Source organism: Chryseobacterium tructae, assembly GCF_030409875.1.
Taxonomy (GTDB): Bacteria; Bacteroidota; Bacteroidia; order Flavobacteriales; family Weeksellaceae; genus Chryseobacterium; species Chryseobacterium tructae.
The window spans coordinates 153,758-175,407 of record NZ_JAUFQR010000003.1; the positions used below are offsets into that span (position 1 = coordinate 153,758).

The following is a 21,650-nucleotide window of genomic DNA, read 5'->3' on the forward strand; positions in this document are numbered from 1 at the left end:
ACAACAAAAAGAAGCCGGCTCCAAAATGGAGCCGGCTTTTTATCTATTTAATTTTTTTTAAATTTTAACGAATTCTCACCGGAATTGTACATGTTGCGCCACCTCCTACCAAGGTAAAATTGACATCTCCTGATGCAGTAGGAGTTCCCACGGCATCCAATGTAAACACAACACTCCCGGAACTTACCCCTTGAGCTCCGATAAACCTAACCCCATTTATGGTATTGGTCTGCAAACTTACAGCACCCGGTTCGCTTACCGTAAGGACGACTTGAATAAATCCTGTAGCTGGCTTATTGACTGTTAAATAATTACTACTGACAATTGAAGTACAATCCATGGTAAAAACAGCTGGTTTCACTGACAGGAAATTTCGCCATTGTGTTCCATTCCAAAAATTGGCTATTTTCGTATCTGTATTCATAATCCACATACTGCTTTCCGGTGCTCCCATAGTCATTGCATTTCTGGTAACAAGGTTGATCTTTGGGAACATCATTCCTTTATTACTTGCGTTTACGTCAAGTACCGATTTTAGATTAGGAGATACGGTGCCCACTCCTACCTGAGCGCTGAAAAAATGACATCCAGCCATTCCTATTAATAATAAAAGCCTTTTCATACAACAAATGGTTTTTAATTAACAGGTCCCGTTTTAATTGCCCACTCAAAAATGTTCATATACATTTTTCCAAAAATATTAGTGGCCGTAAGGGTAGAATTACCTGCCCAGTCAATATTTCCTAAAATAATGAAGTTGTCTTTCAGAACAATTAAAGCCACTGTATTATTAACACCACTTCCATAGGCCAATATTTTCCCATCTCCCAGTACGGCTGACTGATTGGCACCTGAACTTGCTGCAGGAAATATCTGTGATCTTAAGTCTCCAAAACTACCGTTAAGAGGGATCTCATTTTCAGTGGTAAATACTCCCGGTTGATTTCCAAAGAATGGTCCTGCATATCCTAGAATATTGGCAAAAATAGCGTGGTCACTGTCATCTGCATGAAAAATAGCCACTCCTTTTTTATTATCAATCCATGCTTTTATGGCTTGTATTTTATCATTAGCTGTACGCCAATCATTGGTTTGAGGCCATCCACACCATAGAATATCAGCGGAGTTAAGTTTAGCTGTAAAAGTTGCTAAACTTTCGCTTGCCGTCCCTTCTGTGTAATTGAATCCAGCAATTTTAACGGTTCCCGCCGGAGAAAAGTTATTAGCCAATGCGCCTTTCAAATTAGAAACAAATGAAGTAGAAGTTGGCCCTAATGAAGAGCTCCAGTATTCCGGTATTAAACTCATTACCGTATAAACTTTAGTACTACGGTCTATAATTTTAACGGTAACAGAACAGGTACTTGGCGGAGTCTGAGTATCCGTAAAAGTAAACACAGCCGCATTATTGGCAGCTGTAGGCGTTCCTATGGCTGTTACACGAATGACCTGAGGACCGGGAGCGGTAATATTTCCTGCCCCAGTATAGCGTACTCCTGAGACCGTGTTACTTATCAAGCTCCATGTTCCGGTAGTGGATGCATTAATTTCCAGAGAGATTGTAGACTTTGCGGGTTCACCTACCACAAGATTGGAAGATACTGAAGCGGTACTACAATTGATACTAAAAATACTCTGCCCTTCTACATTTCCGCAGGCATCATACCATTGGCTTCCATTCCAGATATTATAACATTTTGAGGTGGTATTAAAAACAGTAAGTCCTATCTCAGTAGCTCCAAGACCTGTGATATTGCTGATATCTGCTGTAGAAAGTCTTGGCAACAAGACTCCTTTATCAGTAGCAACCACATCCAGTATGGATTTGGGATTAGGCGTAGCTGTATTAACTCCTACCTGGGAACTTAAGATACAATACAGAGCAGTAAAGATCAATAATAAGGTTTTTTTCATGTTTTTATCATTTTAAAATTAGTACACTTTTATTCAAAATAAATTTGTTTTATATATAGGATTCAGAAAGCATACATCCATGTGTATTCCACTAAAAATCAACAACATTACATCAAAAAAATCATGCTTAATAAGAAGAAAAAGAATAGCAAAATTGTGTATTAAAAATATTTCCCACATTAAAGATGTAATTTATTTTTAAACTATATTTTATAAAATCCATAACAATAATTTCATTTAAACTACATCATTGATTATTTTTATTAGCTATTGCATGCAAAAGTATATTTTGCTTTCCCCACTCCCAAAAATCGACCTATCCCATAGCTACCTCAAAGGCATGACAAACTTGAAGTACATATCCTACATAAATCCTACACAATTTCCTAACAATCATTCTAATGGAGTGTAATGCACGATCAATGCTATTCAACACGTAATAATTGGATCGTCAACAAATACCTATAAACAAAAAATAAGACAGGTTACTAGAACCTGTCTTATCTGCACTTGTGTACAATTAAAATAGACTTGTGATGTTAAACCAAAACTGTTTTAAAATTTTCAGTGCCCAAACAAATATTAAACTAGAAATATAAATTCATGATTTACTGCATCATCCACGCTACTGCATTAGCATATACAATGCTATTATAGACTGCTGAGGAAGCTGAAGTACCTGTACCAAAATTATTTTTTGGAATAGGTCTAGCAGATGCATCTACCCCCGCCGGATATGATGTTGTCGAAGTATTAGCAGCTGCTCCTAGCGGAAACCCACCATCACCCCAGAAGAATAATTTATAGGTTTTATGAACGAAACCGACTATCTGACCATTTTTTGTGGATAAAATGTCAACATTGGAACTGTTGATATTCGCATTGGTATAAGAACTAGAGTCGTCATTGTCGTCTCCTACCAACTTTCCTCTTGCATCTCCAAAAGGACCATTAAGAATAGGATGACTGAGATCGGCTATGGGCTTAACAAGCCCAGTCCCTGTAGCTGCATTATTGGTGGTGGTTCCCCCAAAGATCTGATTCAGCAACTGATTAGGCTGCGCCTGCTGAAGAAAGATCATCGCCCGACCTCCTTTATCGAGATAATTTTTAAGGGCAACAGCATCTGCTGCGTTAGATGTGTAATTCCAAGTAAAAATAATCATGTAAGGATTGTACGTAGCTATGTTTGTGGCAAGATTTCCCTGTGCTGTTCCTACAGTCTTGATATCAAATCCTTGGGAAGGAACCGTTCCTGTTGGGCCAAAATTCGCTAATGACTGTAATATACTTGTAGGGGCGGTTGTATTCCCAGGATTGGGCGTATACATACCTCCACCCAGAGATAAAATCATTCTTTTGGGAATCACCCCTGCATTTACATTCACAGAAAAACTACAAGATTGACCTGCAATATTAATTGTAAAAGAAGCAAGCCCCGATCCCGATGGAGTTCCCGAAATATTGAGAGAAATACTTCCGTTCCCATTGGCTAAGGTTCCCGCACCTGCTGAAGCCATAAGACCTGAAACTCCTGAAGAAGCAGAGGCTATCGCCGGATAAGATTGTCCTGTTGCGTTGGTATAATTAATTATTTTGGTGCCATTGGATTGAGTACCAGCTGTAAAAGTCCCACTAAGAGAACCACTGGAACAATCTAAAGTAAAACCAGGGCCGGGAGTAGGCCCACATTGGTCACATAAACAATTGGACCATCCTGTAGGTTTAAAAACTCTTACACAACTGAGTGTGGAGTCATACATTATTGTTCCTATCGCAATATCACCTCCTTTAGGATTGATCATGTTTTTAGGATCTGCATTGGTAGGAAGGACCAACCCCATATTATTGGTGGTTTCTTTATTGATATCTAATGCTCCTCTGGGATTGGCTGTACCTATACCTACTTGGGAAAATAAAATATTTGCAAAGAATATCAAGGGTAATACATAATTTTTTCTGCTTTTCATTTGGTTTGATTTTGCAGCAAAAGTATATTTAAGGTACTTCAACCTCCAAAAAAACACATACGCCTTATATACAACAGTGCTAATATCCATCGTACTCCAGACATTCTACATGTATTCTACAACCTCAATAGATAAAAGGGTATAACCTTATATTTTTTTATGATTGCTTATCTGCGATTTCTAGTGAAGAAACATAAAATTTTCACTTTTTCTATAACATACTCAGTAAAATATGTTCCTTTTTGCGAAAAAAACCCGACCAATATATGGCCGGGTCAGGGTGAAACAAAAATTAGCTATGCTAAAATTAATTTTTAATTAGCTTTTGTTGGTATACAGCTTTATCTGTTACTGCTTTTAGAATGTACATTCCTTTTGGTAAGCTGCTTACATTTACCTGTCCATTATTGAATTGGGTATTGATAAGCTTACCTGAAATATCATAAATGGCAACGCTTACTACTTTCTCCTGTGTTTTGATATACAAAATATCTGTAACAGGGTTTGGATAGATACCGAATTCCAGTTTTTTCACCTCAGCAGTTGCTAATGTAGAAGTAGTACTGTTTACTCTAAGAGTTCTTTCTACTACTTTTCCATTAGAGTTGAAGCTAATTACAATATCTGATGTTCCTGAAGCTATTGGGGTAAGTACCAATTCTTCATTAGCATTGATATCAGCAATAACTACCGATGGATTAGAGTTTGATTTTACAGATTTTACAATAGATGATCCAAAGCTGTCTTCATCAGAAACCATTGTCTTGAGATCAATAGATGTAGTTCCAGTGGCATTAACCTGTGATGGGAAGGTATTGTTTACAACCGGCGCTGTATTATCCGGGAACACTGCTAATGAAGGGAACCAGTAATAATCAGCCAATGTTTTAGTATCAATAAGATTCCCATTGTTATCAAATGTATGGATCCAGTTTTTCTGATAATGCGCTCCAAATCCACTTTCTGTAGTATTCAAAATAAGATTCCCTGTAGCCGGGTTTACACGAAGTGCTGCACCGTAAGGAATCTGTTTATAAGTGCCTGTTTGCCCTGGTAATGTAATAAAGCTTTCATTAAATACTTTTGTAGTAACATCAAATTTTACAACCTGATTTCCCGGGTTAAATCCAGTTCCGGCTTTGATCCAATACAATGTATTTTCTGTATTACTTGCGGTAAAGCTTCCTGCATTCCAAGCCCCCCATGTATCAGAATATTTTGTAGTTGGAATATTATAATATTGTACAGCAAGAGTTGTAGGATCAATATTTGCCAGTTTCTGATTCTGAATCGCCCAAATACTTCCGTCTTTTGCTTGAGTAACAGAAATAAAAGCTCCGGCAATAGTATTCACAACAGTGTCTGTAGTTGGATCAATCACTAAAATCCCTGCAGTCTGTTTTACGGCAAAAACATATTTTGAAGTACGGATCATATTTCCGATCTGTCCGGCATACTGGCTTCCACCACCAGTTGCTGCAATCATATTCCCAACTTGTAGATTTGCAATATCAAATAAGAAAATACCATTGGAAGCTCCAATATATCCCTTGTTCTCATTGACTCCTAAGAATGATCTTCCGTCTCCACCTCCAATGGTATTAAAGGTTGCGATTTTCTGCATGGTCTGTGCATTGGCAATAACTAATCTACCGCCAGGAGTATACTGAGAATCTCCGCCGTCTGCGGCTTGCTTGGATACAAAGTAGAATTTATCACCATAGATTGTTCCAAATTGAGTTGTTGCTCCAAAAGCATGATTGTTATTGGCATTGCTGTAAACACGGTAATTGATTTGTCCGTTATTCTCTATAAAGTTGACAGATCCGTTAGTATGTCCAAACCATTCTTCATTCACCATAAAGAACCCGTTGGTAAAGTTAGTGGAACTTACATAAGGTGAAACTGGTGTTAAGGTAGATGAAATAGGAACTCCTCCTGAAGACGGGCTAAAATTCCATACATCCCATGAACCGTTTTGAAGAACACGAGAAGAAGCTCCTAACCCTGAATATCCAAAATCAGGATCAGTAGGATCTTTCACCCAATAAGACCAATACCCGTTATACCACGCAGATGTCCAGTGATCGTTGACATCTTTTGCAACATAATCATCAAAATCATACGCTGTTGTATTGACAATACCATTAACGGGATATAAAGGATAGGTTGCATTACCGCTTTTAATAAGTGCATTTGAATCCTGACCATTCAGATCAAACCCCAATCCTCCTACTGCTGTTCCGAACTGTGTTCCCTGGTAAAGCAATGTAAAGAATCTTTTGTCTGCCTTTGCAATCGCTTTAAGCATATCTTCGCCTGTAGCATTTCCGTCCCATTTGAAACCCCATACCAAAGCATCCGGATTTTTACTATCATTCCACTGTACTACGAATGCAGCCTGGTTAGAACCTGTCCCCACCCAATACTGAATATCAGAAAAACTGATGTTCGTTGTAATATTCTTATTGATGGTATTCAATTGGGTATTCCCCGAAACATCATTTCGTGGGACACCCTGCACTTTTATCTGAGCATTCGTGAAAAATGCAAACAGAAAAAGCAGCGTAAAAAGGTAAAACTTTTTCATTTTTATAAATTAAATTTATTGTTCGTTCTTTATTTTTTTAAATGTAAATCGTAGGCTCCTGCTACTTCCGTAGAAACCTCTCCCAGCCATCCGGCTTCCTGATTGACCCCTGTGTACACTTTTACGAAATCAATTCCAGGGAGCTTTACATATTTCCCATTTCTGTCCACTGCCCATGAAATATCAATATTGGAAGCTTCATCATTATTAGGAGCATTATCTGCATATCCAAATTCATAAGATTTTCCTACCCAATAGTTTCCTACTCCACTCTGATCGTAATAATTATCTTTAAGCCTTGTTCCTGTAAAGCCGTAAGAAGCATCTGAAAACCATAAAGGATAATAGCTTTGTGAATGAAAGGCATTTCTTGTTTTAAATCCTGTGTTTCCTTGGTTATCCTGCCATTTGATATATTCTATATCGGTCTGCCATGGATTGTTGCCAGGAACCGGAGTTTTATTTTCATTAGGTTTGAAATAGGTAATGTTGTAATTCTTTACAGTTGTATTTTTAAAATATTCGCTTCCGGCAATTTCATACCATTCGTCATCATCAGGTTTTCCGTTTTTATTTTTATCATACGCTACCATAATAATTCCCGGTTCACAGTTTCCGGAACGTGGATCATTGGCTTCATTTCCAAAGAAGGCATTTCCCAGGATCTTAAAATCTCTTCCTTCCATATTGGGAATGGTATGATCAAAACCAAATACTACATATCCCCCGAAGCCTCCAAGACTTACCATAGAAGGATTAGAACCCACGAGATAATCATTGGCTTTCTTGATCATATTTGCGGTTGTATTTCCCTGTTCGAATTCAGGAATCTCATTCATAAACTGTCCTACAGCCGGGCGGAAATCAAATACTTTGGAAATATATTGACTCAACGTTCCTTTTTCTTTAGTGACAACAATTTTGGAATGAAATACTTTATCAGTACCTACTTTTAGTGTTAAAGGATAAGTGGCTTTTTTAGTACTGATAAATTCCAGTTCGGAATTTTTAGAAATAATAGAATCATTAATACTCCAGGTAATGTTTCCTGAAATATTGGTAGGAATGCTTAATACCCTGAATCGTTCAATAGTATAAGCTGTATCTAAACCTTTAAATGTAGGAGGTATTACTTCAGTAACAGGAGGAACTACCTCATCATCGTCATGTTTACAAGAGGCTATGACCCCTGCAAACAGAAGAGACAGAATACCGGTTGTTAAATAATTAATCGTTCTTTTATGCATGTTCTCAGTTTTTATTATTTATATAAAAAAGCAAAATGGGCAGGGATATTTCCGCCTTCAGTTTTCCATTTAAAATGTCCGTTTTTATCAAAACAGTATACAAATCCCATCGATACATAGTTTCGGGCATCTGTCATATAGATGTCTTCAGTAATTGGATTTACTGCAATTCCGTAAGGTGTTTTAATGATTGATTCATACTCCTTATCCATAATTTTATTGGAAATAACCTGCTCGGTTTTTACATCTATGATTCCAAATGTTTTTACATAAGCATGGGTGTTATAGTTGAATTCATTTCCATAGTAATACAGTTTATCATTCACAATGGTCATTTCACTCACAGCAATATGAAAGTCTTTCTTGATCACTCCTGTTGCTGCATCTACCAGGTATAAATTGGAAGGAACATTATAATAATCTCCTCTTGAACTCACATAAAGATCTCCGTAGTTATCTTTTTTAAGACGGTGAAGGTTGATGGCTACATCAATTTTTTTCTTTTCAGTAAAAGTGTTCAGATCAATTACTGAAACGGTTCTGTCATAATTTGGTACCATATATCCTCCGGAATTGGCAACAAATAATTGATTCCCTACAATTTCCATTTCTTCCGGCTGATATCCTACTGTTGCAGTTCGCTGAATGGTAAGGGATACCGTATCTATTTCTGCTACTTTTCCTTTGGGAGCCAGCGGGTTGATATCTACAGGTCCTGCATAACTGCTGGCATATGCTTTTCCATCTTTAAAGGTCATGTATCTGCAATTCTGTAAATAAATTGATTTGATATGCTTGGCGGTTTTGGCCTCCAGCACTTCGATAGTATTGGAAACATTAACTACAATGTATAGTTTACTTCCGTAGATTTTAATATCATTTCCTACATCCCCCAGTTCTTTTAAAACATTGGGATTGATCTCTGAATAGATATTTCTAAAATAGGTTCCTTTGGTATAATCAAAAAAATCAAGAGTGCATTTGTTGCTGCCCATATTTCCTTCATTCAATACATAGAATCCTTTTATTGCCGTATTCTCAACAGGGTTAAGCCCTTCCACAACTTCCATAGGAATAATGACATCATCGGTACGACAGGAAACAAGCGCAATCAATGTCAAAAACAGAAAATAAATATTTAGCTTTTTCATAAATTAAAGTTTAAAGTGAGTCTGAAGTTTCTTCCCGGCATAGGATAATTGAGTACCACATCATAATACTGGTTAAAAACATTATTCATTTCCAGATTGATTTTAAAAGGATGTCCGGCCAGGCTCAGTTTTCTCTGAATAGAAAGATCGTGGGTATACCAAGGCTGAATAAAATTATACTGAATATTATCCAGCTGCCCGTCATATCTTTTTCCTACGTAGATTGTACTGTAATTGAAGCTCCAGTCTTTATAATCAGCCATTAGGGTAAAGGATCCGCTATGCCATGGTGTATAAGGGATCTGTTCTCCATAATAAGTTTCTTTCTCTCCGGCATTATTTGTTATGTCCTGAGCCTTCTGATAGGTATACGATAATAATGGTCTAATTTTCACATTCCCCAACATCATTTCAGCCTGTACGTTTACATCCGCTCCAATGATTTCAACCTTCCCAAGGTTCACCATCATCCAACGAAACATATTGGTGGTTGGCACAGCCACAATTTTATCTTTTACTCTGTTATAATAGCCGTCTACTTTTACATAAAGACCTTTAAATAGGGAATGATCATATTTTTTCTGATAGGTAAACCCCACGTCATATTGATGAGTAAACTCAGGTTGCAGATAGGTATTTCCAACACTCGTATAGTACAGGTCATTAAAGGTGGGTAATCTGAAAATATTTTTATAGAAAGCTCTAAGGGTCAGCTCTGGTATTGCTTCCGGCTGATAGCTCATAAAGAAAGCGGGTGTCCATTCTCTCCTGTCATCAGGGCGCTTATTCATTTTTACTTCCTCAAAGGTAAATGTCCCTAAAAGGCTTCCTAAAAACTTAAACCTGTTCCATTGATAGGTAGAAGCTAAAGCTACAAGCGTAGTATAGCGGGTAGGATATGAAAAATTATACAAATTAGCATCCAGATTATTGTACTGAAAATCTCCATTCAGACTGACATCCCAATTAGGATTGATGGAGTATACATTGGAAGAGGAAAGATAAACCTCCCGTTGAATATAAGTATTGATGGCGGGCATCGCAGACTGAGACAATACAGTATCATTAAAATAAGTATAATCATAAGCAAACTTTGCCTTCAGCTGAGTTTCAAGCTTAGGAAACAGCTTTTTTCTGAAATTGGCCTGCACAAAATAATTTTCATCAAGCATTCTTGCTCCTCTTGCTTTGAAACGGTTCTTCACAATAGGTGCCGGAATACCTCGATTTGAAATATATCCATACCCACGTATATTCCAGCTTCCGTTATTTAAAGTTCCATTAAGAGCAGTTTCAAAGCGCTTTGCTTTAATGTCGGAGTCATATCTTTTGGAAATGGTATCAGAAGCAGTAGCTCCATTAGGATATTTCCTGCTATAATGGAATTTATAAAGACCATCACTTTGAAGGAATTCTGCACTGACACTTGCTGAAATTCTTTTGGAAATCTTTTGCTCTAAACGGAAAGAAGGATTAAATAAATCAATAGAAGCACTTTTTGCTCTGATCAAAAGATTGGTTTTCTTATTTCCTGTGAATACAGGCGTTTTGGGTTGCAAATAAATAGATCCTGATGATCCGAAGTCTTTTGCGGGCTGAAAAATTTCACTTTTCTGACCATTGTACAAGGAGATCTCTTCCAGATCATCCAGAGAGTACCTTCCCAAATCTACCAATCCGTTTTGAGCATTCCCCAACTGGATTCCATCATAGAAAACACCTACATGCTGGCTTCCCATACTTCGAATGTTGACCGTCTTCAAACCTCCCATGCCGCCATAATCTTTAATCTGGACACCGGAAAAATACCGTAAGGCATCAGCAACAGAATGACTGTTGAGCCTTTCGAGCTCTTCACCCTGTAAGACCTGCGCAGGCAAGATTTCTTTAAAGTTCTTTTTGTAAATATTGACCGTCTTTATGGCTTCTCCTTTAATACTGTCTTTTTTCCTGGTTTGGGAAAATAGAATTTGAGAAGTCAACACGAATACCGTGAAAACAGTTTTATGGAATTGAAATGTAGTTAGTTTTGCTATCATTAGCTCATTCATGGATCATGATGACGCTAATGGATATAAGAAAAGCAACGACAAAGCACAGCTGTCACTGCACAGAATCATTGTTGTCCTAAGCTTTATTCCACGAAAGCGTCAAACGTTTATTATTTCTGGCAGGTCTTCTGACTTACTCCATTTTTGAAATCCTTCCCATTCCTAAAAACAGTGGATGTATTCTTCAAAAACTTTGGTGCGGAGCTTACAGCAGCGGGTCTGTTCCGGATTTTCACCGGATTCCCTTTTAAGAGCTTATTATGGCTCACCAAATTCCGGCAAAGATATAAAATTCCCCCCAGATACGATGGTATGCAGAATAAAATGATTATCAATCAGTAAACATGAAAAATCCCGCCATAATGTGACGGGATTTAGACAATCAATTTTTGTTGAATTTTTCTGTTTTTAGCAATGATTATTTTTTCACAAATTCACGATCGCTCAGCGTTTTCATAAATAGGATCAGATTGGTCTTTTCCTGTTCTGAGAGAGGAATTCTGTTTCCATTATTTTTAAAAACAGGATCAAGATTATCTGCAGATAAGACTCCTTTATCAAAATAATCAAGAACCGCTCTTAGTGTTGGGAATTGTCCATAGCTTCCATAGGGTGCAGTATATTCTACATTTCGTAAAGAAGGAACCCGAAAACTCATATAATCTGCTGGGATTCCTGTAACTCTTCCCCGTCCGGCTTCATTGGTATCCGGATTTACAGGAAACCCGATATTTCTGAAACTTTGATCGGTAAACAATTCTGTACTATGACAACTCACACATTTCTGTTGAAAAGTCTGATATCCCAATGCTTCGTTTTCCGTGAAATTTTCTCCTTCTTTTCTTTTTACCTTATCATATTTGCTATTGGCAGAAATCAAAGTGTATTCATATTGGGCTATACTTTTATAAATTCTTTCAGCAGTAATGGTTTCGTCTCCAAAGGCTTTTCGAAAAAGATCTTTATACATCATATCATCTCTTATTTTTCCTATCACTTCCAGAATAGAAGACCCCATTTCTTCATGAGTGATAATAGGAACCAATGGCTGATTTTCCAATTGAAGAATATTGCCATCCCAATTATAAAACTTCATAAACAACATATTCTGAATAGCAGGTACATTTCGCAATCCTACTCTATTCTGAATTCCTATTCCCCGTGCATTATGATCTGCAAAGGCATTTCCCTGGATATGACAACTGGAGCAGGAAATACTATTATCTGCACTCAGCCTTTTCTCATTAAATAATTTTTCCCCCAACTCTATCCCATATTTTGTAGGTCTGTTAGAGTTCACCGAATTGTTTAGTTCCGGAAATCCAGACGGAATATTGAGCGAGACCTGTGGATTATCGCCAGAAATAGGTTCGTAACGATCGTTATTACAAGATATTAATAGAATAATAATGGCTAAAATGCTTAATCCTTTTTTCATTGCAGCAGAAAGAAGTTTAGTTTTCAACAGCACTCACTGAAAACATTCCGGAAATATCGCTTGAGCCGTTTCCACCGAGGTTATCAACAAATTTTACCATTTGGTTAGCAGTATGAATATTCGGAGTAGCATTGCCATCTGATCCTGTTCCCGTAACCAATACAATCGTATTGATTTTCCCCGTCAACAGTTTATCAAAATCTGCTTTAATAATAATTTTAGGCGCTTTGCTATCCACAATCGCATGTTGGGAAAGATCTAAAGTGACATCTCTATATGCATCTACTCCCTGGGTAAAGTTTCCTTCCGATCCTTTTATGGTACTTCCGGTGTGAATGGACATCTGTTTGTTATCTGTTCCATAAAAGCCTTCAATTTTTGTAAAACGATACCCGGCTCCCCATTCCCACATCATTTGGGTATCGTTAGATCCTGCAGTGGCATAGAACTTTGGAAATCTCACCTGATCCAAAACATTCAGATCTTTTTTTACTCCTAGTCCGAATTTGATTTTTTTATACTCTCCGGCAGGTATATTACTCAATAAGTAACGAAGCGTTTCCGGTTTTGATTGGTCAATCACGGTAGCACCCTGATCCAGATCATTAACTTTATATGGAATTTCATTCCCATCTGCTTTTACCAGACGAATATTACTGATTACATATTTCAATTCTGAGAAATGATGAACCTGCCCTTCTGCTGAGGTATTGATGGTAGCTGTATTTGAAGTAGCACCTCCGAGAACAATCGTTTCACTTTTAAATGTATTCTTGAATTCAAGGGTAACATTATTGGCAACAGGATTTTCATCACTGTTCTGGCAAGAAATTACACCTAATGAAAAAGCGGATAATAGTAGATATTGTTTTAAGTTTTGCATTTTAAAAATTTTAGTTGTTGTTTTAATTAAAGTTTCTAGCATCTTTAAAAGTTGAATTTTAAAGACGTATAAATATTACGACCCATTCTTGGGATATTTCCCCAATCTGCATAGGTGCTGTAATATTTGTTTAACAGGTTTTCGGCTCCTACCTGAAAAACGGTTCTAAGTTTTTTGATTCTGAAAGTATAATCCATGGAAAAGTTCCATATGGTATAGGCTGGCGTCTGATCTTCACCATACTCAGGACTGTAATTGAGCTGGATAAAATCTCCATTTACAGAAGTCTGAATTCCAAAATTGCCATGGGTATAATGTAAAGAGGTCAGATAGCTTAAAGGACGGATGAAAGGCAGATTTTTTCCTTTATCATCCCTTCCTCTTGCATACGTCAGCGTTCCTTTCCAGTGTAAATCCGGCATAATGCTGTAATTGGCATTCAGAGACATATTAAAGAGTGTGGCATGATCCAGTGAAGTATAAGCCTTCACTCCTACCGATTGGTAATTCATAGGACTTCCAAGACTCAGAATTCTTCCGATAATATAATTCTGAATATAGAAGTAATTTACTTTGGCTTCAATACTCATTTTTTCATTCTTAAAACCTGCACTGGCATTGGTTTCATAAGAAATTTCATTTTTTAGGTCAGGATTTCCGATATAGTCATAGCGGTCAAAACTGTTGTAGATATAATAGCCATACCCTTCTGAAACGGAAGGCGCTCTATGACCGTAGCCCGTTCCTACAGAAAAATTAAAATGATGATTGGTAAATTGATATCCTGCATGCAGGCTGGGAAGAATTCTTGTTTTTTCCTGGGATGCTCCCGGATGGAAGATCCAGTTGAATTCAGGATATTTAGACTCATTATAATTCAGCCCTAATGATCCTCCGAAACTCAAACGGCTTCTATCAGAGATATCCCATTTATTATTCATCGAAAAACTGGCAAAACGCGTCGTCACCCAAGGCCAACTATACGCAAACATAGTTCTGTTCTTTCTATCCTGAGGATACATGCGCATTTCTGCAATCGATGTGTTGTTGTAGGCATTAAGTTCTATGTCTGAGGTATACCATTCTTTTGTGAGATTCATTGAAGAAACAAGTCCATAGGTAGTACTCCATCCCGGCATATCCATGTGTACCAGATTCTCAGGACGCTTTGTATCATCCATATAATGCTCGATGGTATTGAAATAGATTTTTGTATCCCAGGATTTAATTAATCCTTCTTTAAACAATTGTCTATAAGATGCTGAGGTAATCATGGCTCTGGAAAGCCATAAATCCATTGGTAATGCAGGAAATCCGACATTTTTCGCCATATCAAAGATTGCATCCACTTTCACTGAAGATAAAGAACTTGTTTTGTAAGCGATTCCAATTCCCGTATTGAACTTATTATATTGAGAGTGATTTACTTCAACATCATTCCCATCATAATAATTACCTGCTTTCCGGAAGGAAATACTTCCGTCTACCACAAGCTTCTTCCCGGAATAGGATATATTTCCAAGGTTAAAAAACTGTTTATTATTGAATTCAAAACCTGTCTGATAGACTCCATTCCATTTTTTTTCAAGATCAAAAGGGGTACTTTTTCTTTTCAAGTCAATACTTCCGGCTACTGTTGCTCCATGCGAGCTTCCTTCCTGGCCTGATTTTATATCTATCCCCGAAAGGTTATTGCTTTCCATATAGGAGGTAACCGGATCCATTTTATCAGTACATGCTCCAAAGATGCGCATCCCATCAAGCGTAATGACAGATCTTTCCGTACTCATGTTGTTGAGCAACGGTTCCCAAGCATACGCTCCACGCTTTATAAAACTGATTTTATCTGAAGATGCCAGAAATTCATCCACTGAAACGGCCATTTTCATTTCCGTTTCGATCTTCTTTTTATTGCTTTTTACTTTTACCTCAGCGATATGAGCAATACTGTCTTTTTTTACTTTTCGGTGTTGTGCATTGATAACAACGCCCAAAAAGATCAATATAATTCCGAGCTGCTTCATTACTTTAGAATAAGGTATCGATAAAAAGTTCACTTTTAGCTCCCGGAACACCTGGGGTAAAGTCTGTGGAAACCTTAGTACCTTTAATGATCTTACCATTTTTATTCAGCATGATAAAATTTAAAGTCCAGTTTCCTGTCATGGTATAGTTGACAATCCCATGATACAATCCGTCATTTCCCTGGATTAAATCCTGATTATTGGGAGAAGAATGGTTTCCCATGGATGGTTCCGGCATTCTCGGATCCAATTGCAACGTATATCCTTTCACTTCCGAATAAGAAAACTGTGAAGGATCTGGAAAACTTCCGGATGAAGCAGTAGGTTTATTGTATTTATAAATTCCAGCGACCAGTTTATTTTCTGCCACTCTGGGTTTTTGAGGGGCAATAAGTGCAATATAATATTGTTCGCCATCATTTCCTGTAAACAAAGTCATATTAAGGTTTTTATTACTCTGTTCATTCACCATAATATCTTTATTGACCGTATATGTTTCCTCTTTCACTTTGAAACTCATATAAAGTTTCCAGCTTACTGTAGAATTGCTTTTATCAGTAAATACAGAATATCCTGAATAATATTTACCCTCCGGTTTGTAATCCAAAGCGTATTGATAAGGACATGAAGTCTTACTTCCATCAGCTTTTGTCATGATGGGTAAAAAAGTAATGTTCGAAGCATTAATATTTTCGTTGGTCTGAGTATTGATCATCTTTACTCTGATTTCATTATATCCCTGATAAAATGTTCCGTTTAAGGTCTCAATGCTTATTTTATATTGATCTTTATTGAGAGCCGCCGCTTCTTTAAATTCATAGTGTTCCGGAACGGCTGTATTGATTTCGCTTTCATAATCAGTTTTGTCGAGGGTGCAGGAAACAGCCATCAACAGTAAACTCATGATGAAAAGTTGATACATTTTCATTGTTGATTTTTTTAGTTGGTGAATACAATAGAAATACTTTGAATGCGGAAACATTCAATATTTTTTACCACAAAAGGCACAAAAGGTTTTATAACACTTAAGTTATTTTAAAGCTGACCAATAAACCGTTTAGAAGTACACTTAAGCTTTTTGAAAATCTTTGATTTTCAAGTTTTGTGAGCTTTTACACCTACATATTTTAGCTTACTTAAACTCTCTTAAATAAACTTCTGTGACTTTTGTGGGTAGTATTTTATAGGAAAAACTTAAAAAACCGGTGGTTTGAAAATGTGATTCAGAAACAGAAAAGAATAAGCTGTTTCATAGATAAAGTTGAAATTGAAAAAAGTAATTTTTCCAGTAAGAGTAACCTCTGTAATCTCAGGCAGTGTATAGATATCAAGAATTTTCTGCCCTGAGTTTTTTATTTTGTTGAAAGGAGTAGATTCTGTCTCGTTATTAGCTTTTGCCAACTCTTTGCTCAGGTAACATTTTCCGTTACAATGAAGCTCAGGTTTAGTTTTATTGACACAAAGGGTATTAACGATATAATCATAATTTACAGCATACTCAGCCAGTGGTATCAGAGGTCTGAACACCATATAGCCTATAAAAAGTATGCTGTAAATGAATTTCATGAATTATTTTTTGCTTAAAGCAGCCTCATATCTTTTGCTGACTTCTTTCCAGTTTAACACATTCCAGATCGCTGAAAGATAATCTGCTCTTTTGTTCTGATATTTCAGGTAATAAGCGTGCTCCCAAACATCGATTCCCAAAATAGGAGTTCCTTTTTCTTCTACGATATCCATCAAAGGATTGTCCTGATTAGGCGTAGAAGAAACGAAAAGTTTTCCGTTTTTATCCACAGAAAGCCAAGCCCATCCTGATCCGAAACGGTCTGCACCCGCTTTACTCATTTTTTCTTTAAAAGCATCCAGGCTTCCAAAAGCTTCGTTAATCGCCTTTGCTAATTTTGCTGAAGGCTGAGTATTCTTCTCCGGAGTAAGGATCGTCCAGAAAAGCTCGTGGTTGTAATGTCCGCCGGCATTATTTCTCACCGCAGGGCTTAATTTGGAAGTTTCGGAAAGGATTTGAATCAATGTTTCCTTTTCCTGTGGAGTTCCGGCAATGGCCTTATTCAAATTGGCAGCATACGCTGCACCGTGCTTTGAATAGTGAATCTCCATAGTCTGTGCATCTATTGATCCTTCCAATGCATTGTAAGCATACGGTAAAGGGGTTTGCTTAAACTGAGCCAGTGTAAACTGAGCCGCAAATACTGCTCCTAAAGCAGCTATTTTCATAATCTTCATAATGTTTTGTTATATGGTTTAACAATATTTTTTTGAAGGATGGAAGTTTGAGGATGGAAGATCGAAGTTATGTAAGTCCCAATATTAAAGCCTTTCCTTTTCTACACTTATTACTTTTTAGAAGACTGATATTATTACAGTAAACTATAAGTACTTCCAGCTTCCCTCTTCCTGTCTTCCCTCCTAATTCAATAATTTCTTAATGTCCTCAATCAGAATCTCTCTGTCCGGGTGATACTTTCCGGTTAACTTTGGAGTTTTTCCTTCCGGATCTTCATAGTTTAATCCTGAATAATAAAGGATCGGCATATTTTCTTTATTGTATCTGCATCGGATATTTCCTTTTTCATCTACAAGAGCGATCATACCGCTGTGATTAAGACTTTCTGCATCATCTTCCTTATCTCCAACGTAGATATTGAAGTGATCAGCAAGTTGACCAATATAGGATCTATCCCCTGTTAGGAAATGCCAATTGGGAGATGTAGCTCCAATTCTTTTGGCATGTTCTTTTAACGCTTCCGGAGTATCATTTTCCGGATCGATACTGATGGAGATAATTCCAAAATCAGGAGTATTGACCTGGTTTTGAATCGCCTTCATATTGGTATTCATTACCGGACATATCGTAGGACATTTACTGAAGAAAAACTCTACCAGATATACTTTTCCCAGCATATCTTTATTGGTAATCTTTTTCCCATTTTGATCCGTCAATTCAAAATCAGGAACTTTCATCACCGTATAAAGATTCTTTTTAAAATAACCCATCCCTACTCCTATTCCCAGGAATAATAAGGCCATAACAGCAATCGGGATAATGACCTTACTCTTGTTATTAGTCTGTTTATTTTTGGACATAACTTGCAGGATTTTTCTTGAATTCATCTTTACAGTAAGAGCTGCAGAAGCCATATATTTTATTTTTATATACTGCAGTATCTTTTATAAATCCGGCTGTTTTCATATGACAAATTGGATCTTCTTCATTAACGACTTGCACGTTCTTTATATTCTCTCCGGAAGAGTCCATTTTATTTGTATGTTTTACCTGCGGTTCTTTGGCACAGGAAAATAAGGTAATCGACAGCAAAGCCATCAAAATAATTGGAGATTTCATTTTAATAATAAATTGAAATTAATACTATTGATAAAATTACGGGATTAAACAATACATCAAAATAAATTATACGACACATTGAAATCGCATAGAAGATTTCCTTCTAAATCTGCAATGAATTGTTTATATAGACCTTATCTAAAACTAAAATCTTAGTTCAATATTAAAATTAAACTAAAGGAGGGTGAAATATTCTGGAAAAATAATCTGAAGAATGGGAATCAAAGTAACCTGAATCTGAAACTTTTACCAGCGGTTCAGGATCTTTTTTGTTTGAAAAAGAAAGAATTTCATGAGAGATAAAAACATCCAGTCCGGCAATTTTTACTGTCTGTGAAGTATTGGACTGTTTTTCTGTTTTTGCCAGTTCTTTCTCCACATAACACTTCCCTTTACAGGTAGCCTGTGGGATGTCTCTTTTTTCACAAAGGTTTTTTACAATATAATCATAGTTTACCGCATAGTTTACCAGTGGCAAAACGGGACGTATTGCAACCGTAAAAATGATAAATATGGATATGAATAACCTCAATTCTTCAGTTCTGTGTTACAAATATACTACTTCAAAATTGTTTTCTGTTGTATTTATGATGAATGTCATTGATGGTTTTTCCTATTTTGTTGGAATACATAAAGCCACAGAGAGCTTTTAAGATTACGTCTTTAACGTACGAAGACTTTATCTGCTATAAACATGAATGCTGGATATTAATGGCCACGAATGCACGAATAAATTTATTTGGCTTACAACCTATGTGTCTATGTGGTTTAAATTTTTTCTAACCACATAGATTTCTATGTTAATAAGCAAGTATTATAAGTGTTTTTTATTGATAAAAATTCTTCTTTTGGAAAAAATGGCTGTTTTCGTTTGATTACGGCCATTATTCGATGTACTAATTTGTTTCTTATAGCATTAAGAACACTCATTTTATTTTTACCCTCTTCTACTTTTCTCAGAAAATAGGTCTTTAATTCCTTGTCTGCTCGTATACTTGCCATGGCAGATAAATGAAGCAGCTTTTTCAGTTTTTGATTCGCCATTTTCGATACACGTTCTTTTTTTACGATGGTTCCTGATTGATTTTTGAACGGAACAACTCCTGCATAACAAGCAAGGTGTTTAGCATTATCAAACGATTTGAAGTTATTGGTAATGATGATCAAATTAAGAGCACATTGAGTTCCGATTCCAGGAATGGAAATCAAAAGTTCTTTGTTTTTCTTAATCTCATCTTGGATTTCCATAAGTTCTGAAAGCTGATTTTCTATTGTTTTTATAGATGTGGTAAGAGTTTTCAGCGTTTTTGAAAAGGCTTGGGTCAATAGCTTAAACACATACACATCGTGACTTTTGGCTTCCCTTAATTGATTTTCCAAAGCCGTTTTTTGCAATAGTAAAGTATCACGGGATTTAGCCAGCACGTTCATTCGTTGTATAACTTCCTCTGATTCCTCATAAGGCATTATTTTATCGTGATAGCGAACAGCGTATTCTGCAATTCTTCTGGCATCTTTTTCGATCATCTTTTTCCTCTTAAATCACTGGCTGCTTTTTTTGATTTTTAACAGGATGTTCCACCCAAAAGCAGATACTCTGATTTTTGAACAAAAACTTCTCTAATGGTCGGTTATAAATTCCAGTATTTTTCGCAGCAAATCAAAAGGTCTTCTTTGGTTATTTTTCAGAAGCTTTAAAAATACCTTTCAAAAAAATGAAGATATTCCTTTCTCTGTGTTGGGAATGATCTGCTCACATTGGATCTTATACTCAGAATCCATTATAGCACAATCTAATTTTTGATTTGGAAATATCAATGCCGATAACGTACTTTTTGTCTCATAACTTTTTTTGAGGTTATCATTCACATTGAGAATCGTGTCTAAGCCCTTGATAATAGGTCTCGAACCTAAATTTCTATAATGACCTTATTCTCAAAGAAACAGGGTTCATAATCTATGTATAGGCCTCGAATCCTTGGACACATAATGGTTCACCCTGTTTCTTGTGAATGCTTTTATTTTGTAAACTTAATTTCTTTTTACAAACTAAAGGGTACATAGAAAATATTCTAAAGTATAATCTTTCTATTCGTGCATTCGTGGCAAAATAATTAATGACAGATCGCACAGATGATTGTGGATAAAAATCTGCGTAATCAGCAAAATCTGCGAGAGTTCTTATCTCTTTACAACAATCTGTTACCTATAAAATTAATAAAACTGTATCTGTTATCATTCTCATATTATAACGAACTTTGATTACAAGGCTTCAGAATCTATATCATGATCCAGATAAGAACCGCTACTGCAGAAGATGCCCAACATATTGCATTGCTGGGAAGGTTAACTTTCACAGAAACATTCTCGGAACACTTCCGGGATCCAAAAGATTTGTTTGATTATTTTGAAAGAACCTTCAGTGTTGATAAAATCAGGAGCAGTATACAAAATCCTAATAATAAATTCTGGATGGCCTTTTGGAATGAACTTCCAATTGGATATGCAAAACTAAAAGTGAATTCACCTACTGATTTTATTGATTCAGCTGATGTTTCTCAACTACAGAAGATCTACGTTCTTAAAGAATTTTTGGAGAAAAAAGCAGGAAAAGCATTGATGGATGAACTAATGGCTTCTTTCGAAAATTCTGGTCAGAAACATATCTGGTTATCCGTTTTAAACTCCAATGAGAGAGCGTTACAGTTTTATGATAAAAACGGTTTTTCCAAAGTTGGAGAACATCAATTCAGTATTGGAAAAGAGGATTTTGATTTCTTTGCCTTATCAAAACAGAAAATTTAGTTCTTTATAAAAGTTTAATCTTGTTAAGCTCTGTTGTTTTTCGGCAGGGCTTTTTCTTTGTTGCTATTGCTGTTGGAATGCGCAAGGGCGCTAAGAATTTTTAAAAGACTAATATTTTTAAGACGCTAGGATTTTATCTGCGATAAAATTAGAGACTGCTTATTTGTGGCTAAGATCATTTTCATGGAAAAAGTTGTTAAAACCTTATAGGTT

The 21,650-nt window shown here is 36.4% G+C and carries 18 protein-coding genes and 1 riboswitch; of the genes, 1 reads left to right on the forward strand and 17 read right to left on the reverse strand.

Annotation, left to right across the window (positions count from 1 at the left end; genetic code table 11):
* Positions 1-64: 64 nt before the first annotated feature.
* From QWZ06_RS24430 to QWZ06_RS24510, 17 genes are all read right to left on the reverse strand, one after another.
* Entirely contained in the window at positions 65-622 is a 558-nt protein-coding gene (locus tag QWZ06_RS24430) for a phage tail-like protein (protein WP_290301725.1), read from the reverse strand.
* Positions 623-636: 14 nt separating this feature from the next.
* Positions 637-1,914 (reverse strand): phage tail-like protein, encoded by a 1,278-nt coding sequence (locus QWZ06_RS24435; protein WP_290301727.1) that lies wholly within the window; start codon positions 1,912-1,914, stop codon positions 637-639.
* Between the two features lie 608 nt (positions 1,915-2,522).
* On the reverse strand, positions 2,523-3,884 hold the full coding sequence (locus tag QWZ06_RS24440) for a hypothetical protein (RefSeq protein ID WP_290301728.1): 1,362 nt from the start codon (positions 3,882-3,884) through the stop codon (positions 2,523-2,525).
* A 307-nt stretch (positions 3,885-4,191) separates the two neighbouring features.
* Positions 4,192-6,474, reverse strand: coding sequence for a T9SS type A sorting domain-containing protein (locus tag QWZ06_RS24445; RefSeq protein WP_290301730.1), 2,283 nt, complete (start codon positions 6,472-6,474; stop codon positions 4,192-4,194).
* Between the two features lie 29 nt (positions 6,475-6,503).
* Positions 6,504-7,721, reverse strand: a complete 1,218-nt coding sequence (locus QWZ06_RS24450; protein WP_290301731.1) for a cell surface protein — start codon at positions 7,719-7,721, stop codon at positions 6,504-6,506.
* Positions 7,722-7,735: 14 nt separating this feature from the next.
* Positions 7,736-8,872: a YncE family protein gene (locus tag QWZ06_RS24455; RefSeq protein WP_290301732.1), complete on the reverse strand. Its 1,137-nt coding sequence runs from the start codon at positions 8,870-8,872 to the stop codon at positions 7,736-7,738.
* Positions 8,869-10,911, reverse strand: a complete 2,043-nt coding sequence (locus QWZ06_RS24460) for a TonB-dependent receptor plug domain-containing protein (protein ID WP_290301733.1) — start codon at positions 10,909-10,911, stop codon at positions 8,869-8,871. Before QWZ06_RS24460 ends, QWZ06_RS24455 begins: the two co-directional genes overlap by 4 nt.
* A 113-nt stretch (positions 10,912-11,024) precedes the next feature.
* A riboswitch (cobalamin riboswitch) is annotated at positions 11,025-11,211 on the reverse strand.
* A gap of 130 nt (positions 11,212-11,341) precedes the next feature.
* Complete coding sequence (locus tag QWZ06_RS24465; protein WP_290302378.1) at positions 11,342-12,361, reverse strand: cytochrome-c peroxidase; 1,020 nt, start codon at positions 12,359-12,361, stop codon at positions 11,342-11,344.
* Positions 12,362-12,377: 16 nt separating this feature from the next.
* Entirely contained in the window at positions 12,378-13,244 is an 867-nt protein-coding gene (locus QWZ06_RS24470; RefSeq protein WP_290301734.1) for an MbnP family protein, read from the reverse strand.
* A gap of 44 nt (positions 13,245-13,288) precedes the next feature.
* Positions 13,289-15,268 (reverse strand): TonB-dependent receptor plug domain-containing protein, encoded by a 1,980-nt coding sequence (locus QWZ06_RS24475; RefSeq protein WP_290301735.1) that lies wholly within the window; start codon positions 15,266-15,268, stop codon positions 13,289-13,291.
* A 4-nt stretch (positions 15,269-15,272) separates the two neighbouring features.
* Positions 15,273-16,196, reverse strand: a complete 924-nt coding sequence (locus QWZ06_RS24480; protein ID WP_290301736.1) for a hypothetical protein — start codon at positions 16,194-16,196, stop codon at positions 15,273-15,275.
* A 266-nt stretch (positions 16,197-16,462) separates the two neighbouring features.
* Positions 16,463-16,834: a hypothetical protein gene (locus QWZ06_RS24485; RefSeq protein ID WP_290301737.1), complete on the reverse strand. Its 372-nt coding sequence runs from the start codon at positions 16,832-16,834 to the stop codon at positions 16,463-16,465.
* Positions 16,835-16,837: 3 nt separating this feature from the next.
* Positions 16,838-17,512, reverse strand: a complete 675-nt coding sequence (locus QWZ06_RS24490; protein ID WP_290301738.1) for a superoxide dismutase — start codon at positions 17,510-17,512, stop codon at positions 16,838-16,840.
* Between the two features lie 183 nt (positions 17,513-17,695).
* Positions 17,696-18,373, reverse strand: a complete 678-nt coding sequence (locus QWZ06_RS24495; protein WP_290301739.1) for an SCO family protein — start codon at positions 18,371-18,373, stop codon at positions 17,696-17,698.
* Entirely contained in the window at positions 18,360-18,632 is a 273-nt protein-coding gene (locus QWZ06_RS24500; protein ID WP_290301740.1) for a YHS domain-containing protein, read from the reverse strand. Before QWZ06_RS24500 ends, QWZ06_RS24495 begins: the two co-directional genes overlap by 14 nt.
* Before the next feature lie 169 nt (positions 18,633-18,801).
* Positions 18,802-19,164 carry a hypothetical protein gene (locus QWZ06_RS24505; protein ID WP_290301741.1) on the reverse strand — a complete coding sequence of 121 codons (363 nt, stop codon included), beginning with the start codon at positions 19,162-19,164 and terminating at the stop codon, positions 18,802-18,804.
* A gap of 263 nt (positions 19,165-19,427) precedes the next feature.
* Entirely contained in the window at positions 19,428-20,159 is a 732-nt protein-coding gene (locus QWZ06_RS24510) for a transposase (protein ID WP_290301742.1), read from the reverse strand.
* Between the two features lie 759 nt (positions 20,160-20,918).
* Here QWZ06_RS24510 and QWZ06_RS24515 point away from each other — a divergent pair.
* Complete coding sequence (locus QWZ06_RS24515) at positions 20,919-21,437, forward strand: GNAT family N-acetyltransferase (RefSeq protein ID WP_290301743.1); 519 nt, start codon at positions 20,919-20,921, stop codon at positions 21,435-21,437.
* The last annotated feature ends 213 nt before the right edge of the window (positions 21,438-21,650 follow it).

Bases quoted from the DNA above. Each gene is read 5' to 3' on its own strand.
- QWZ06_RS24430 (WP_290301725.1), bottom strand. From the start codon at position 622: ATGAAAAGGCTTTTATTATTAATAGGAATGGCTGGATGTCATTTTTTC.
- QWZ06_RS24435 (WP_290301727.1), bottom strand. From the start codon at position 1,914: ATGAAAAAAACCTTATTATTGATCTTTACTGCTCTGTATTGTATCTTA.
- QWZ06_RS24440 (WP_290301728.1), bottom strand. From the start codon at position 3,884: ATGAAAAGCAGAAAAAATTATGTATTACCCTTGATATTCTTTGCAAAT.
- QWZ06_RS24445 (WP_290301730.1), bottom strand. From the start codon at position 6,474: ATGAAAAAGTTTTACCTTTTTACGCTGCTTTTTCTGTTTGCATTTTTC.
- QWZ06_RS24450 (WP_290301731.1), bottom strand. From the start codon at position 7,721: ATGCATAAAAGAACGATTAATTATTTAACAACCGGTATTCTGTCTCTT.
- QWZ06_RS24455 (WP_290301732.1), bottom strand. From the start codon at position 8,872: ATGAAAAAGCTAAATATTTATTTTCTGTTTTTGACATTGATTGCGCTT.
- QWZ06_RS24460 (WP_290301733.1), bottom strand. From the start codon at position 10,911: ATGATAGCAAAACTAACTACATTTCAATTCCATAAAACTGTTTTCACG.
- QWZ06_RS24465 (WP_290302378.1), bottom strand. From the start codon at position 12,361: ATGAAAAAAGGATTAAGCATTTTAGCCATTATTATTCTATTAATATCT.
- QWZ06_RS24470 (WP_290301734.1), bottom strand. From the start codon at position 13,244: ATGCAAAACTTAAAACAATATCTACTATTATCCGCTTTTTCATTAGGT.
- QWZ06_RS24475 (WP_290301735.1), bottom strand. From the start codon at position 15,268: ATGAAGCAGCTCGGAATTATATTGATCTTTTTGGGCGTTGTTATCAAT.
- QWZ06_RS24480 (WP_290301736.1), bottom strand. From the start codon at position 16,196: ATGAAAATGTATCAACTTTTCATCATGAGTTTACTGTTGATGGCTGTT.
- QWZ06_RS24485 (WP_290301737.1), bottom strand. From the start codon at position 16,834: ATGAAATTCATTTACAGCATACTTTTTATAGGCTATATGGTGTTCAGA.
- QWZ06_RS24490 (WP_290301738.1), bottom strand. From the start codon at position 17,512: ATGAAGATTATGAAAATAGCTGCTTTAGGAGCAGTATTTGCGGCTCAG.
- QWZ06_RS24495 (WP_290301739.1), bottom strand. From the start codon at position 18,373: ATGTCCAAAAATAAACAGACTAATAACAAGAGTAAGGTCATTATCCCG.
- QWZ06_RS24500 (WP_290301740.1), bottom strand. From the start codon at position 18,632: ATGAAATCTCCAATTATTTTGATGGCTTTGCTGTCGATTACCTTATTT.
- QWZ06_RS24510 (WP_290301742.1), bottom strand. From the start codon at position 20,159: ATGATCGAAAAAGATGCCAGAAGAATTGCAGAATACGCTGTTCGCTAT.
- QWZ06_RS24515 (WP_290301743.1), top strand. From the start codon at position 20,919: ATGATCCAGATAAGAACCGCTACTGCAGAAGATGCCCAACATATTGCA.